12 protein-coding genes are annotated in these 14,310 nt (G+C 68.6%); 3 read left to right on the top strand and 9 right to left on the bottom strand.

Going from position 1 to position 14,310, the window contains the following annotated elements:
• The first annotated feature begins 20 nt into the window (after positions 1-20).
• Together F8566_RS01685 and F8566_RS01680 are read left to right on the top strand one after the other, a co-directional pair.
• On the top strand, positions 21-1,037 hold the full coding sequence (locus tag F8566_RS01685) for a LacI family DNA-binding transcriptional regulator (RefSeq protein WP_151557218.1): 1,017 nt from the start codon (positions 21-23) through the stop codon (positions 1,035-1,037).
• A 189-nt stretch (positions 1,038-1,226) separates the two neighbouring features.
• On the top strand, positions 1,227-2,693 hold the full coding sequence (locus F8566_RS01680; protein WP_151557216.1) for a sulfatase-like hydrolase/transferase: 1,467 nt from the start codon (positions 1,227-1,229) through the stop codon (positions 2,691-2,693).
• Between the two features lie 78 nt (positions 2,694-2,771).
• On the opposite strand, the gene F8566_RS01675 is transcribed toward F8566_RS01680, so the two are convergent.
• The 9 genes from F8566_RS01675 to mmsA all read right to left on the bottom strand — a co-directional run bounded on the left by F8566_RS01675 (position 2,772) and on the right by mmsA (position 12,778).
• Positions 2,772-4,016 carry a cytochrome P450 gene (locus F8566_RS01675; RefSeq protein ID WP_151557214.1) on the bottom strand — a complete coding sequence of 415 codons (1,245 nt, stop codon included), beginning with the start codon at positions 4,014-4,016 and terminating at the stop codon, positions 2,772-2,774.
• A complete protein-coding gene (locus F8566_RS01670; protein WP_404800250.1) occupies positions 4,013-4,693 on the bottom strand; it encodes a GTP-binding protein in 681 nt (226 codons plus the stop codon). Before F8566_RS01670 ends, F8566_RS01675 begins: the two co-directional genes overlap by 4 nt.
• Positions 4,674-5,036, bottom strand: a complete 363-nt coding sequence (locus tag F8566_RS01665; RefSeq protein WP_151557212.1) for a DUF742 domain-containing protein — start codon at positions 5,034-5,036, stop codon at positions 4,674-4,676. The genes F8566_RS01670 and F8566_RS01665 overlap by 20 nt, the downstream gene beginning before the upstream one ends.
• A complete protein-coding gene (locus F8566_RS01660) occupies positions 5,033-5,437 on the bottom strand; it encodes a roadblock/LC7 domain-containing protein (protein WP_151557210.1) in 405 nt (134 codons plus the stop codon). Before F8566_RS01660 ends, F8566_RS01665 begins: the two co-directional genes overlap by 4 nt.
• Before the next feature lie 138 nt (positions 5,438-5,575).
• Positions 5,576-7,294, bottom strand: coding sequence for a sensor histidine kinase (locus F8566_RS01655; protein ID WP_151557208.1), 1,719 nt, complete (start codon positions 7,292-7,294; stop codon positions 5,576-5,578).
• Positions 7,295-7,432: 138 nt separating this feature from the next.
• Positions 7,433-8,656, bottom strand: a complete 1,224-nt coding sequence (gene manA / locus F8566_RS01650) for a mannose-6-phosphate isomerase, class I (RefSeq protein ID WP_151557206.1) — start codon at positions 8,654-8,656, stop codon at positions 7,433-7,435.
• A 75-nt stretch (positions 8,657-8,731) separates the two neighbouring features.
• The gene (locus F8566_RS01645; RefSeq protein WP_151557204.1) at positions 8,732-9,832 is read right to left on the bottom strand and encodes a substrate-binding domain-containing protein; all 1,101 of its coding nucleotides are present in this window, start codon (positions 9,830-9,832) and stop codon (positions 8,732-8,734) included.
• Positions 9,833-9,962: 130 nt separating this feature from the next.
• Positions 9,963-11,261 carry a multiple monosaccharide ABC transporter permease gene (gene mmsB, locus F8566_RS01640; RefSeq protein ID WP_151557202.1) on the bottom strand — a complete coding sequence of 433 codons (1,299 nt, stop codon included), beginning with the start codon at positions 11,259-11,261 and terminating at the stop codon, positions 9,963-9,965.
• On the bottom strand, positions 11,258-12,778 hold the full coding sequence (gene mmsA / locus F8566_RS01635; protein ID WP_192809497.1) for a multiple monosaccharide ABC transporter ATP-binding protein: 1,521 nt from the start codon (positions 12,776-12,778) through the stop codon (positions 11,258-11,260). Before mmsA ends, mmsB begins: the two co-directional genes overlap by 4 nt.
• A gap of 286 nt (positions 12,779-13,064) precedes the next feature.
• Here mmsA and F8566_RS01630 point away from each other — a divergent pair, with 286 nt between their 5' ends.
• Positions 13,065-14,306 carry an ROK family transcriptional regulator gene (locus F8566_RS01630; RefSeq protein ID WP_151557198.1) on the top strand — a complete coding sequence of 414 codons (1,242 nt, stop codon included), beginning with the start codon at positions 13,065-13,067 and terminating at the stop codon, positions 14,304-14,306.
• Positions 14,307-14,310 lie beyond the last annotated feature (4 nt).

Genomic DNA, 14,310 nt, shown 5'->3' with positions numbered 1-14,310 from the left:
TTTACGAAAGGTTTTCTGCAATGGGACGGAAGCGATCGGTCACGATCAGTGACGTCGCGGCCGGCGCCGGAGTGTCGATCGCCACCGCTTCCAAAGCGCTCAACGGGCGCGAGCAGGTACGGGCCGAGACCCGGGCCCGGGTGCTCCAGGTCGCCGAGGAGCTCGGATTCCAACCCAACGCCCTGGCGCGCGGTCTGCTCAGCGGGCGGACGCAGACCGCCGGCCTGCTCACCGACGGGGTCGACCGGTTCAGCCTGCCGGTGCTGCTGGGCGCCGAGGACGCCTTCGGCGCGGGCCAGATGTCGGTCCTGCTCTGCGACGGCCGCGGCGACTCCATCCGCGAGCAGCACTACATCCGGACGCTGCTCGCCCGCCGCGTCGACGGCCTCATCGTCGTCGCGGACAGTACCGACCCCCGCCCGTCCATCACCGACGATCTGCCCATTCCCGTCGTGTACGCGTACGGGCCCTCCACCGACCCCGCGGACGTGTCGTTCGTACCCGACGACGTCGGCGGCGCCGGACTGGCCGTCAACCATCTCCTCACCCTGGGCCGCCGTCACATCGCGCACGTGACAGGTCCCGTCGAATACCTGGCTGCCAGGGACCGCGCCGCCGGCATGCGCGCCGTCCTGGACGAGGCGGGCCTGCCGCTCGCCGGAGGCGAGGTGCTGCACGGCGCCTGGTCACAACGCTGGGGCAGGCAGGCGGCCGAGCTGCTGCTGACGACCGTCCCCGAGCTGGACGCGGTGTTCTGCGGCAGCGACCAGATCGCCTACGGCGTCGCCGAGGCCGCGCACGAGCTCGGCCGCCGGATTCCCGACGACCTCGCTGTCATCGGCTACGACAACTGGGACGTCTTCGCCACCGAGGCCCGGCCTCCCCTCACCACCGTCGACATGAACCTCGAACGTCTCGGCCGCGCCGCGGCCCAGCACCTGTTCACCGCCATCGACGGCGGCGCAGGAGGCGGCGTGCACCGCATGCCCTGCCGCCTCGTCGTCCGGGACTCCACCGCCCCCCGCCGGACCGGTTGAAACCGCGTCACCGCTGGGACGAGCGGCCGATCCCGGCCATCCGACGGTGCACGACGCCCGAAAGGACCCGGGGCATGATCACACGTCCGGATTTCCCAGGCTTTTCCCAGGTTTCGCCATAAGCGACGCATAAATCTGGTGTCTAGACTTCCGGACGATCATCCCCTCGTAACACCAGGAAGGCGCATCATGGCCTCTCGGAGAATCACGGTGGCCGCTGCCGCCGCCACGGCGGTCATCGCCGCGGCGTCCTGCGGCACCGGTTCGCCCATACAGTCCGCTGCAGAGAAGGCGAGTGCGGCAGGACCGAAGACCCGGCCGAACATCGTCTTCATCCTCACCGATGACCTGCACTCGAACCTGCTCCCCTACATGCCCAACGTCAAGCGAATGCAGCAGCGCGGCACGACGTTCTCGAACTTCTTCCTGACCGATTCGCTGTGCTGCCCTTCGCGGGCCACGATGCTCACCGGCCGTTACCCGCACAACACCGGGGTCTTCACCAATCAGGGCTCCGACGGCGGGTACGCGACGTTCAACCGGAAGGGCAACCACAAGCGGACCTTCGCGACCTCACTGAAGGCCGCCGGATACAACACGGCCCTGCTGGGCAAGTACATGAACGGCTACCAGCCGACGATGCCGGTTCCGCCCGGCTGGACCGAGTGGTACGTCGCGGGCAACGGCTACCCGAACTACAACTACAAGCTGAACGAGAACGGCCGCCTCGTCTCGTACGGCAAGAAGCCGTCCGACTACCTCACCGACGTGCTGTCGCAGAAGAGCATCGACTTCGCCAAGCGGTCGGTCGCCGCCAAGAAGCCGTTCATGCTGGAGCTCTCGGTCTTCACGCCGCACGGCCCGGCCACCCCGGCCCCGCGCGACAAGGGCAAGTTCCCCAAGGCCAAGGTGCCGCGCACGCCCGCCTTCAACGAGGCGGACATGTCGGACAAGCCCGCCTGGATCAAGGGCCGTCCGAAGCTCACCAAGAAGCAGATCAAGCAGCTCGACACCACGTTCCGCAAGCGCGCCCGGTCGGTGCTGGCGATCGACAAGGCGATCGGCGACATGCAGGCCGCGCTCAGGGCCAGTGGCGCCGACCGGAACACCTACTTCGTGTTCACCTCCGACAACGGCTTCCACATGGGCGAGCACCGGCTCATGGGCGGGAAGCAGACGGCGTACGACACCGACATCAAGGTGCCTCTGATCGTCACCGGACCGGGCGTGCCCGCCGGGCGCACCGTCAGCGCGCTCACGCAGAACACCGACCTGTGCCCGACCTTCACCGAGCTCGGCCGCGCGCGGCCCCCGGCGCAGGTGGACGGCATCTCGCTGGTGCCGTATCTCAAGGGCAAGCGCCCGCGGAACGAGCGGGACGGCGTGCTCATCGAGCACCACGGCCCCAACAACGTCGCCTCCGACCCGGACTTCCAGGCCGCGCCCTCCGGCAATCCCCCGACCTACAACGCGCTGCGCACCTCCCGTGAGCTGTACGTGGAATATGCCAACGGCCAGCGCGAGTACTACGACATCCGCCGTGACCCGCACCAGCTCGACAACACCGTCCAGCGCCTCTCCCCAGGTCAGCTGCGGAAGCTGAAGTCCATGCTGCGCGAACTCACCACCTGCAAGGGACGCGAGTGCCAGAAGTGATCTCTGCCTGATGGCACAACGGCCTCTCACCAGTTCACTGCTGGTGAGAGGCCGTTGTGTTGTCTCGGCTGACGCGGTTCAGACGCCTCGGTGGGAGACGGTGGCCGGGCTGAACGTGACCGGCAGGGCCGCCAGCCGACGAACCCAGAACGACGGGAGCCACATGAGCTCGTCGGGTTTGACCGCGAGCTCGATGTCGGGCAGCCGGTCGAGCAGCACCTCGACCGCGGTCCTGGCGATGACCTCGGCGAGCTCCGGAGCGGGGAAGGGGCACCCGTGGTCGCCGTGCCCGAACGACAGGTGGGCGCGGTTGCCGACGCCGGCGTCGTGCGCGGAGGGCTGCACCTGGGGGTCTTCGTTGGCCGCGGCGTACCCCATGATCAGCATGTCGCCGGGACGGATCTTGCGTCCGGCCAGCTCGCAGGAGTGCACGGCGAACCGGCCGATGACGTTCTGGGACGGCGTGTCCTCCCACAGCACCTGGTTGAGCGCCTGCACGACGCTGCCACGGCCGCCCTGGAGCGTCACGGCGAACCGCTCGTCGATCAGCATCAGCCGCAGCGCGTTGCCGATCCAGTGGCCGGTGGGCAGGTGACCGGCGCTCATCATGATCAGCAGGTCGTTGCGCAGGTCGTCAGCGGTGTAGTTGGCGGGGTGCTCCATCAGGCGGGATGTGACGTCCGGCCCGGGGCGCGCCTTGCGGGCCTCGGCCAGCCCGCGGAAGAGCTCCTGGAGCCGCTGGTGCGCCGGGACGGCGTTCTCATCGGAGCCCGCCACGTACTGGACGTCCCGGATCATGTCGGGCACCTCGGCGTCGGGAACGCCGAAGAGCTCGGCCATCACCAGCGGTGGGAGCCGGTCGGCGAACTGGCCGATCAGGTCGGCCTCACCGTCCCCGGCGAACTCGTCGATCAGCTCGTCGGCGATGCGCTCGCTGCTGTTGCCCAGCTCGGTTCGGTCGACGGCGTCCAGCGCGTCGCTGATCGCCGCGCTGCGCCGCTGGTGGTCCTCCCCCTCGGCAAGCAGGACCGACGGGTTCCATCCGACGAACGGCAGCAGAGACCAGTTCTCGGGGACCATGTCCCAGGCGTTCCAGCGGCGCGTGTCGCGGGCGAACAGGCCGGGGTTGCCGGTGACGTGGTTGACCTCCCGGTACCCGATCACGTACCAGGCGGGGATGTCGCCTTCGAGCAGGACGGGCACGACGGGGCCGTGCTCGCGCCGCATCCGCTGGAAGAAGTCCTTCGGCCGCTGGTCGAACTCCTCCCCGTACAGGCGGACGGCGTCCTCGTCGACGGGCGGCCGGACCTTCTCGTCGGTCACTGCGCGGCCTCCTTGATCGCGGCAGGGGCATGGAGTGCGGCGGGATCGTGGAGCGTGGTGAGATGCCGGACAAGTGTGATCAGCACGTCCTTGCTGGAGCCCCGGAGCCGGGCGTCGCAGTCGACCAGCGGGACGTCCTCGTCCAGTGACAGCGCGTCGCGCACCTGGCCCAGCGACGGCTGCGGGTCGGGGCCGTCGAACCGGTTGACGGCCACCACGAACGGCATCTTGTGGTGCTCCAGCCGGTCGAGCGGGTAGAACGAGTCCTCCAGGCGGCGCGTGTCCACCAGCACCACCGCGCCGAGGCTGCCTGAGAACAGCTGGTCCCAGATGAACCAGAACCTCTCCTGGCCGGGGGCTCCGAACAGGTAGAGCACGCGGTGTTCGTCCAGCGAGATCCGGCCGAAGTCGAACGCGACCGTGGTGGTGCGCTTGTCGGCGACGCGGCTGGGGTCGTCGATGCCGACTCCGGCCTTCGTCATGACCTCCTCGGTGCTCAGCGGGCGGATCTCGGAGACCGAGCCGACCATGGTGGTCTTGCCGACACCGAAGCCGCCCACGATCACGATCTTCAGCGCGTCCCGTGCGGTGCGGCGCAGGGGCACGTCGCCCGCGGCTCCGGCCTGCGCTCCGGCGGGTCCGGGTTCCGCTGCCCGGTCAGAGGCTTTCGAGTCCAACGAGCACCTGCTTCAACGTTTCCAGGTCGGCCAGGTGGGTCGTCGCGTTGGCCGAGGTCGGATGACGGACGGTGATGTGACCGGTGTCGCGCAGGTCAAGCAGCAGGATCTTCACCACGCTCACCGGCAGCCTCAGGTGGGAGGACAGCTCGACCACGGCCACCGGCTCGTGGCGGCACAGCCGCAGGATCGTGACGTGCTCGGACTGCATGCCGGGCGCCGGATCGTTCTCGGCGATGACGAGCGTGACGAGGTCGAGGGCGTCGTCGTCGATCCGGCTGCGGCCACCGGTCACGGTGTAGAGCCGATCAGGCTCCTCGTGGTTCAGGGCGCGCAGGCTCATGTCGGGGTGGCGGTGCGCGGCGCCGCGGTCAGGTAGCCGCCGATCTGCTCCACCAGTTCGTTCATGCTGTGCCCGACGAGGCCGACGTCGGCGTCCTCGTGGGCCACGACGGCCAGGTGCGCCCCCTCACCTGCCGGGACGATGAGCAGCAGCCCGCCGGCGAACTCCACCATCGACTGGCCGGCGCCGACGCCGCTGCCGAACTCGTGGGAGGCGGTCAGGGACAGGCTCTGGATTCCCGACGCGATGGCCGCGAGCTGGTCGGCCTTGTCGTCGTCCAGCTGGGGGGTGTGGCAGATCTCCAGACCGTCCCTGGACAGCACCAGGACGTGCTGGACGCCGGGGGCCCGGTCCACGAGGGACGCCAGAAGCCAATCGAGTTGGCGCTCATCGGTGCTCATCGAGATCACGGGGCGGCGCCCGCCGCGGCTACGCGCCCCTGCCTCCTATCTGTCGATCCTGCGGTCCGGACGAGGATGCCGGGACCGGTCGGCCTTGCGGCCCGTCCGCCGAAGGGGTCGCAAGGCCATGAGCCCTGCTCATCGGGTCTTTGGCGGACGTGGTGCGTTCTCATCGGAGCCTGTCGTCGTGCCGGACGCCGTGCCCGTGGGGATGTCTGACGCTGTGCCGGACGCGGGGTCCGACGTGGAATCGGTCGCGGTGTCGCCGGTCGGCTTGTGGCGTCCCGAGGCGGATTCGCGGAACGCGGCGAACCGCGCTCCCGGATCGCGGGGCTTGGGAGCGGGAGCCGCCTCCTTCTTGACCGTCCCGGTGAGCGTGGCACCGCGACGGCGTTTGGGCAGATATGTCTCATCATCGGAGGCGCCTGCGTCCGGTGTCGCCGCCACGGCTCCGACCGTGGCGGGTTCGCGGACGGGCATGGGAGTGCCCTTGGGTGCGCTCTGGATGGACTCCGACAACGTTCCCCTGGAGACGTCATCGGAGGAGTGGCTGATGAGCCTGCGCGGGATCAGCACCACCACGCCGACGCCGCCGCGCGAGGACGGCCGGAAGTTGACCTTCAGGCCGTGCTTGCCGGCCAGCCTGCCGACCACCGCCAGTCCAAGCCGGGTCCCGGGCAGCGACGTCAGGTCGGCGGCCTCGGAGACCAGCCGTTCGGCGCGTTCCCGCTCGCGCTGCCGCATGCCCAGTCCGCTGTCCTCGATGGTGACGACGACCCCCGCGCCCTCCTCCTCGGCGTAGACGTGCACGGCGGTGCCGTGCGGGGAGAAGTTGGCGGCGTTGTCCATCAGTTCGGCCAGCACGTGCATGACGCCCTCGGCGGCGAATCCGGCGACGGCGGCGGTGCTGGTCGAGTGGTACTGAACGCGCTGGTAGGAGGCGATCCGGCCCATGGCGCCACGGATGATGCTCTCCAGCACGATGGGCTTGGTCCAGCGGCGTCCTGTACGGCCGCCGCTGAGCAGCGCGATGCTGTCGGCCAGGCGTCCCATCTGGGAGACGTGGTGGTCGAGGTCGAGCAGGTCGCCGAAGACCTTGTCCTCGTTGTACTGGTCCTCCAGTTCCCGCAGCTGGGCGAGCATGCGGGTGGTCTGCGCCTGGATCCTCGCCGCCGCGCTCGCCGCCGCCGCCATGGCCGACGCCCTGGTGCGCTCCCCTGCGGCGAGGTCGTCGGCGAGGTCGCGCAGCAGCCGTTCCAGCACGGCGTTCGAGGGCGCCGGGAGCTCGGCCAGCACGGACGCCGCCGAGGCGCGGTCGCCGCGGATCCGCTTGGTCATGGCGGGCAGCGTGGAGTCGGCCAGCTGCTTGATCTCGTCCTCCAGGACGGTCAGCTGCGCCCTGGCCTGTACCGCGCTCCGCTCGCTCGCGGCGACGCCCTCCACGACCATGCTCACCAGACGGCCCAGCGGCTGGTCGGGCGTGGCCCTGAGCTCGGCCAGTGACGTGTCCGGTGACGCGCCCTTCTGGAGCCGTCCGATCAGCGCGGGCAACGGCCCGTCGACCAGTTCCTGAAGCCTGCGCTCCAGCTGGCCGCTCTCGTTCTCCACCTGCGCCAGCCGGCTACGGACGGCCCGCGCGCACTCGGCATAGTAGGCCGCGACACCGATGGCCAGGCTCACGATCAGCGCGGCCACGCCGCCACCGCCCGCCGCGACCAGCGTGCGTGACTGCTCGTCCACCGCCAGAAGCGTTCCCAGCCAGGCGCCGCCACCGACGATCGCCACGACCAACCAGATCCGGAACGCGCGTTCCAGCGCGACGCGCTCGATGCGTGGTCGACCTGCTTGTGCTGCCATCCATCGTGTCCTTGTGAGCGTTGGCGACCGGCGCAGGACTCGTCGACCCGTCGCACAGGGGCCATAACGGAATAAGGCGTGTTAAGGATGCACCATAACGCTCTTGCCCACCTGTAGTTACACAAAAGTTCCGATCACTCACAGAGATGACAGCGGGATCGATGCCCGGAATCCCAGTCCTTGTCCCTCGATGGTCAGCTCATCGTCGCCGCTGTGTGGCGCGAACAGCGCCTCCCCGGGGTTCAGGAGGTGAGTGATACCGCCTCGGGTCACGGTGAGGGAGCCGTCCAGGCAAAGGATGCTGCTGGGGCCGGGCTCCGGGACCGTGATGAGGGGACGCGGGCGAAGCCTTGTCAGCTGAAACTGCTCCACTGGCGCCGGATACATGTCCTCGCCCGTGGGCAGCGTCACCGGCTTGACGACCTCCGGCTCGGAGGGCGTGAAGTCCGCGACGGCTGCAAGCTCGGCTTGGTCGACGTGCTTGGGAGTGAGACCTCCGCGCAGCACGTTGTCGGACGAAGCCATGACTTCGACGCCTGTCCCCTGCAGGTAGGCATGGATGGTGCGAGGTCGGGCGTACAGGGCTTGCCCTGGTGCGAGCGTGACGAGGTTGAGCAGAAGCGAGGTGACACATCCCGGATCGTCGGGCTGGTCCGCCGCGATCCTCGCCGCAGTGCGCAGTGCCACTTCCGGGTCGCTCCTGCGCGGCGCTTCAGGCCCGTCCCTCCGCGCTTCAGTCGCGCCTGTGCGCACTTCCGCGACGAGTGCGGGACGATCGTCGGTGGGCCAGGAGTTGAGCACGTCGAACGTCTCGCGGGGACCGCGCTGCTCCAGGACGCCGGCGATCCGTTGCAGCCGCGTACCGCCGAGAGCTCGCAGCAAGCGGGCAGCCTCTCTCGGCTCGCGGATGCCACAGAGCGCGTCGAAATCGGTGACGGCGTACAGCAGTTCCGGTTTCGGCCAATCATCGCGGTAGTTGCGCTTCGGGTCGTCGCGTGGAATGCCGAGCGCCTCCTCCCGGGTGAATCCACGTACGGCCTGCTGCGCGTCGGGGTGCACCTGGATCGACAACGGCTTGGCCACCGCGAGGACTTTGAGCAGGAAGGGCAGGCGATCGCGGCCAGGGCCGAGGAGACCCGGGCGGTCCGCGTCGATCACGGTCAGCAGGTCCGTTCGGGCGGAGACTCTGGACGGCGCTGCCGGGTGCGCCCCGATCCAGATCTCCGCCTCGGGCTCAGCGGTGGGGAAGGGCCTGCCTTGCAGCGCCGCAATGGTCGTCCGTGAGCCCCATGCGTAGTTGCGTACAGGGTTGTCCAGACCAATCAACTGCGTGTCGCTGAACGTGTTTGCCAAAGTCGGCACGTCCTTGGAACGTCAGCGGTGTCCCGGAACGCCCTCGAAGGCGTTCCGGGACACCGCTGACTCATCTGTCGAGGGTTACTTGGTGAGCGGGGACAGCTTGGGGTCGTTGGCGTAGGCCTGGGCGGCGTTGGCCTTGGTGACGATGACCGGCGGGAGCAGGAACGCCGGGACGACCTTGACGCCGTTGTTGTACGACTTGGTGTCGTTGATCTCGGGCTCGCCGCCGCCCTGCAGGGTCTTGACCATCTTCACGGTGTCCGCGACGAGCTTGCGGGTGTCCTTGTTGATCGTGGAGTACTGCTGCCCGGCCATGATGGACTTCACCGACTCGACCTCGGAGTCCTGGCCGGTGACGACCGGGACCGGCTTGCCGGCGCCCTTGACCGAGGTGATGATGGCCCGGGCGAGGGTGTCGTTGGGCGACAGGACACCGTCGACGGTCTTGCTGCTGTAAGTGGAGGTCAGCAGCGCGTCCATACGCTGCTGTGCGACCTCGGCCTTCCAGCCCTGGACGGCGGTCTGCTTGATGTCGGCCTGGCCGGAGCCGACCTTGACCTCGCCCTTGTCGATGAGCGGCTTGAGAACGTCCATCGCGCCGTTGAAGAAGACCGCGGAGTTGTTGTCGTCCGGCGAGCCGGAGAACAGTTCGATCGTCCACGGCCCCTTCGGCTTCTTGGCCTTCATTCCGTCGAGCAGTGCCTGGCCCTGCAGCTGGCCGACCTTGAAGTTGTCGAAGGCGATGTAGTAGTCGACGTCCTTGGTGTTGGTGATGAGCCGGTCGTAGGCGATGACGATCGCGCCGGACTGCTTGGCCTGTGCCACCTGGGTGGACAGCTGGGCGGCGTCGGTCGCGCCGATGACGATGACCTTCGCGCCCTTGGTGACCATCGCGGAGATCTGCGCCTGCTGGTCGGCGACGGTGGTCGAGGCACCCGCGTACTGCACGTCGGGCTTGAAGCCCGCTTCCTTGAGCCCGTTGACGAAGAGGTCACCGGCGAGCACCCAGTTCTCCGACGTCTTGGAGGGCAGCGCGACGCCGATGACGGAGTCCGCCTTGAAGCCCTTCGCCGAACTGCCGCTGCCCTCTCCCTCACGTTCGTTGGAGCAGGAGGTGGCGCCCAACGCCAGCATGGCCGCTGCGCTCGTCGCGATGGCTCTGGTGAGAAGTTTGCGCATGCTCGGGTGACCTTTCTCGATGTGCTGCAGGGGTGGGTCCACCGCGGCGGTGGGGTGGTGCAGCTGCGGCGGTGCGGTGGTGAAGCTGTGTCAGCCGTCAGCCGTCAGCCGTCAGCGTCAGCCGTCAGCGTCAGCCGGCTGCCGAGGCCTTGTCGGTCTCGCGGGACGAGTCGGCCCCCGCAGTCACCGGCGCCGGTTCCTCACGGCGGAACGGGCGCATGATCGAGCCGATGACCGAGAAGCGGCCCTGGCTGTTGTTGTAGACGTCGAGCGCGGCGGCGAGCAGCAGCACCAGGCCCTTGATGATCTGCACCATGTCCGAGCCGACGCCTTCGAGTTGCAGGCCGTTGTTGAGCAGGGCCATGACCAGGCCGCCCACGATGGAGCCGCTGATGGTGCCGAGGCCGCCGGAGACGGCCGCGCCGCCGATGAACACGGCCGCGATCGCGTCGAGCTCCCAGCTGAGCCCGTCCTGCGGGCCGGAGGCGGCCGACCGCGCCACGAAGATCATGCCGGCGAGCGCGGCGAGGACCGACATGTTCATCATGACGAAGAAGTTGACCCGCTGGAGTTTCACACCGGACAGCTCGGCGGCGCGGGCGTTGCCGCCGACCGCGTAGATGTGCCGGCCACCGGCGGTGTTGCGGGTGTAGAACGAGTAGGCGATCACCAGGACGGCCAGGATGATGCCGGACACCGGCAGGCTGGTGCCGACCCGGCCGCCGGCGAAGCGCAGCGTGGCGAAGACGATGACGCCCACCATCACGGCCAGGCGCACACCGGAGACCCACACCGGCGTCGGCTCGGCGCCCATCTCCTGCCGGATCTGCCGGGCCCTCCACTCCCTCCACACGACTGCGGTGCAGGCCGCCAGGCCCAGGAGCAGGGTCAGGTTGTTGTACCCGGTGTTCGGGCCGACCTCGGGAAGGAAGCCGGCGCCGATGGTGCGAAAGCCCTCGGGGACCGGCACGGTGTCGGCGTTGCCGATGAACTGGTTGCCGCCCCGGAACAGCAGCATCCCGCCCAGCGTGACGATGAACGCGGGCACCCCGACATAGGCGACCCAGAAGCCCTGCCAGGCACCGATGGCCGCGCCGACCAGCAGGCCCAGCACGATCGCCGCCTGCCAGGGCAGGTCGTGCTCCTGCATGGCCTTGGCGACCACGATGCCGGTGAACGCGGCGACCGAGCCGACCGACAGGTCGATGTGCCCGGCGACGATCACCATCAGCATGCCGATGGCGAGGATGAGGATGTAGGAGTACTGGCTGACGACCGCGATGAGGTTGCCGGAGGTCAGCGTGAGGCCGTCGGTCAGGACCTGGAACAGCAGGATGATCGCCACGAGCGTGAAGATCATGCCGAACTGGCGGGCGTTGGAGGCGGTGCCCCCGAAGAGGTTCTTCTTGAGGTCTTGGTAACGGCTCATCGCGTCGCCATCTTCTTCGTAGAGGTCATCTGCTTCATGAGGAGTTCCGGGTCGGCGTCGCGGCGCGAGACGTTGCCGGTGATGGTCCCCTCGAACACCGTGTAGATCCGGTCGCACAGGCCGATGAGCTCGGGCAGCTCGGAGGAGATGACGATGACGCCCTTGCCCTGCTCGGCGAGCCGCTGGATGATCCCGTAGATCTCGTACTTGGCGCCCACGTCGATGCCGCGCGTCGGTTCGTCGAGGATCAGCAGGTCCGGATCGGTGAACATCCACTTCGCCAGGACGACCTTCTGCTGGTTGCCCCCGGAGAGCTTCGTGACGCCCTCATCGACCGTCGGCGCCTTGACCCGCAGGTTGTCGCGGTACTCCTCGGCGACGCGGTGTTCCTTGACCTGGTCGATGACGCCGTGCCGCGTGATCTTTGGCAGCTTGGCGGCCACGATGGAGGTCTTGATGTCGTCGAGGAGATTGAGCCCGATGGCCTTGCGGTCCTCGCTCACGTACGCCAGGCCGTGCCCGATCGCGTCGGCGACCGACTTGAGCTGGATCTCCTTGCCGTCCTTGTAGACGTGCCCGCCGAGCCAGATCCCGTAGGACCGGCCGAACAGGCTCATCGCGAGCTCGGTGCGCCCGGCGCCCATGAGACCGGCGAAGCCGACGATCTCGCCGCGGCGGACGTTGAAGCTCGAGTTCTTGCAGACCAGCCGTTCGGTGGAGATCGGGTGGCGCACCGTCCAGTCCCGGACCTCGAAGAACACCTCGCCGATGGCGGGGGTGCGATCCGGGAACCGGCTGCCGAGCTCACGGCCCACCATGCCGCGCACGATGCGGTCCTCGTTGACCCCGTCGGCGTGCACGTCGAGCGTCTCGATGGTGCGGCCGTCGCGCAGGATCGTGATGGAGTCGGCGATCGCCTCGATCTCGTTGAGCTTGTGCGAAATGATGATCGAGGTGATGCCCTGCCGCTTGAACTCGCGCAGCAGCTCGAGCAGGTGCCGGGAGTCGGCCTCGTTGAGGGCCGCGGTGGGCTCGTCGAGGATGAGCAGCTTCACGTCCTTGGCGAACGCCTTGGCGATCTCGACGAGCTGCTGCTGGCCGACGCCGATGTCCTTGATGAGCGTGTCGGGATCCTCCTTGAGGCCCACCTGCTCCATCAGCTCGACGACGCGGCGCTGGGCGCCCCTCCAGTCGATCGCGCCACGCCGGCGCGGCTCGTTGCCCAGAAAGACGTTCTCGGTGATCGACATGCCGGGCACCAGGGCGAGCTCCTGGTGGATGATCACGATGCCGGCGCGCTCGCTGGCGCGGATGTCGGCGAACCGGACCTCCTGGCCCCGGTAGATGATGTCGCCGCTGTAGGTGCCGTGCGGATGCACGCCGCTCAGGACCTTCATGAGCGTCGACTTCCCGGCGCCGTTCTCCCCGCAGATGGCGTGGATCTCGCCGGTACGGACCTCCAGGTTGACGTCCGCGAGGGCGACCACGCCGGGGAACGTCTTGGTGATCGAGCGCATCTCGAGCAAGGTCGGGGCCTTGTTCACGACCGCGTTCACAACAGCGGCCCCCCGCTTCGCGGCCCGCCACGACCAGGCCGGTCCGGACCTGGAGCGACGCAGCATGGCAATGACATCAACCCACTCCGGTGATCTTGTCTGTGACTCCCGGCCATGGCGGCGAGCTCACCCGTCGCCGATGCCCTATGTGAGGTGCGTTACGTCCCGAGACCTTAAATCCAATTGTTTTACAAAGTCAACGGGCCTGGGACAGAATGTCGCAGAGGGTGAGCAGAGAGGATCGTCGGTGCGGAGAGCAGGCACGAATCTCCCCAAGGTGGGCCGGTACAACCGGGCGGTGGTGCTGGATCAGATCCAGCTCGCCGACGGCGTCAGCCGGGCGGAGATCGCCCAGCTCACGGGCCTCACCCCGCAGACCGTCTCCGGGATCGTGCGGCGGCTGCTCGATGAGGGCATCGTGCGCGAGGACGGCTCCAGCCGGGTCGCCGGCCTCGGCAAACCCCGTACCACGCTGCGGATCAACGCCGACGCGGGAAGTGCGGTCGGGCTCCACTTCGACCCGGTCGAGCTCGCGTGCGTCGTGGTCGACCTGCTCGGACGGCCGCTGGTGATGAAGCGGCGCCCGACACCGCCGGGCGCCACCCCGGCCGATGTCGTCGCGGCCATGGCCCATCTGGTCGCCGACGTGCTCGCCGAGGCCGACGTGCCGCGCGACCGGGTGCTCGGTCTCGGCCTGGCCAGCCCAGGCCCCATCGACCAGGAGCACGGCATGGTGGTCGCACCGCCGAAACTCGCGAACTGGACGCGGGTGCCGATGAAGCAGCTGCTGAGCGAGGCGACGGGTCTACCGGTCACCTTGGACAACGACGCCACCGCCGCGGCGATCGGCGAGCGGTGGTCGGGCGCCGGAAAGGGCGTGGCGAACTTCGCCTACTTCTTCTTCGGCACCGGCATCGGCGGCGGTCTCATCCTCAACCACCAGGTCTTCCGGGGCGGCTCCCTGAACGCCGCGGAGTTCGGGCACACGTCCGTCCTGCCGGACGGTCCGGAGTGTTACTGCGGCATCCGGGGCTGCCTGGAGAGTCTGGTCAGCCCCGCAGCGATCGTCGCCGAGACGCATCGCAGGCTCGGTGAGCAGCGCGGCGGCAGCGTGCTGTCGGAAGCGTTCCACCGCGATCCGGCCACCGTCGACCACGCCGCGATCAAGCACGCCGCCGTATCCGGCGATCCGGTCGCGGCCGCGGTCATCGAGGAGGCCGCGCGGCACGTCGCCACCGTCGTGGTCAACGTCGTCAACATCACCGACGTGGACCTTGTCGTGCTGGGCGGTCACGGCATCCGGAACGTCGAGAAGCCCTACGTCGACGCGGTTACCTCGGCTGTCGCCGCAAGACCGCTGTCACGACACGTCCGGGTGGTCGACATCGAGCTCTCCCCCTTGGGCGCGGACGCCGCCGTCGTGGGCGGTGCCGCACTCGTCCTCCACGCCACGTACTCGCCACAGCTGTCAGAGCTTCTCGCTGATTGAAGGG

This window comes from Actinomadura rudentiformis, from assembly GCF_008923185.1.
GTDB classification, from domain to species: Bacteria; Actinomycetota; Actinomycetes; order Streptosporangiales; family Streptosporangiaceae; genus Spirillospora; species Spirillospora rudentiformis.
Note: the sequence above shows the minus strand (reverse complement) of the source record. Positions and strands in the feature narration are given on the sequence as shown.

Excerpts from the sequence above, each read along its gene's own strand:
- F8566_RS01665 (WP_151557212.1), bottom strand. The coding sequence starts at position 5,036 with ATGAGCCTGCGCGCCCTGAACCACGAGGAGCCTGATCGGCTCTACACC.
- mmsA (WP_192809497.1), bottom strand. The coding sequence starts at position 12,778 with ATGCGCTCGATCACCAAGACGTTCCCCGGCGTGGTCGCCCTCGCGGAC.
- F8566_RS01680 (WP_151557216.1), top strand. The coding sequence starts at position 1,227 with ATGGCCTCTCGGAGAATCACGGTGGCCGCTGCCGCCGCCACGGCGGTC.
- F8566_RS01660 (WP_151557210.1), bottom strand. The coding sequence starts at position 5,437 with ATGAGCACCGATGAGCGCCAACTCGATTGGCTTCTGGCGTCCCTCGTG.
- mmsB (WP_151557202.1), bottom strand. The coding sequence starts at position 11,261 with ATGAGCCGTTACCAAGACCTCAAGAAGAACCTCTTCGGGGGCACCGCC.
- F8566_RS01645 (WP_151557204.1), bottom strand. The coding sequence starts at position 9,832 with ATGCGCAAACTTCTCACCAGAGCCATCGCGACGAGCGCAGCGGCCATG.
- F8566_RS01685 (WP_151557218.1), top strand. The coding sequence starts at position 21 with ATGGGACGGAAGCGATCGGTCACGATCAGTGACGTCGCGGCCGGCGCC.
- F8566_RS01655 (WP_151557208.1), bottom strand. The coding sequence starts at position 7,294 with ATGGCAGCACAAGCAGGTCGACCACGCATCGAGCGCGTCGCGCTGGAA.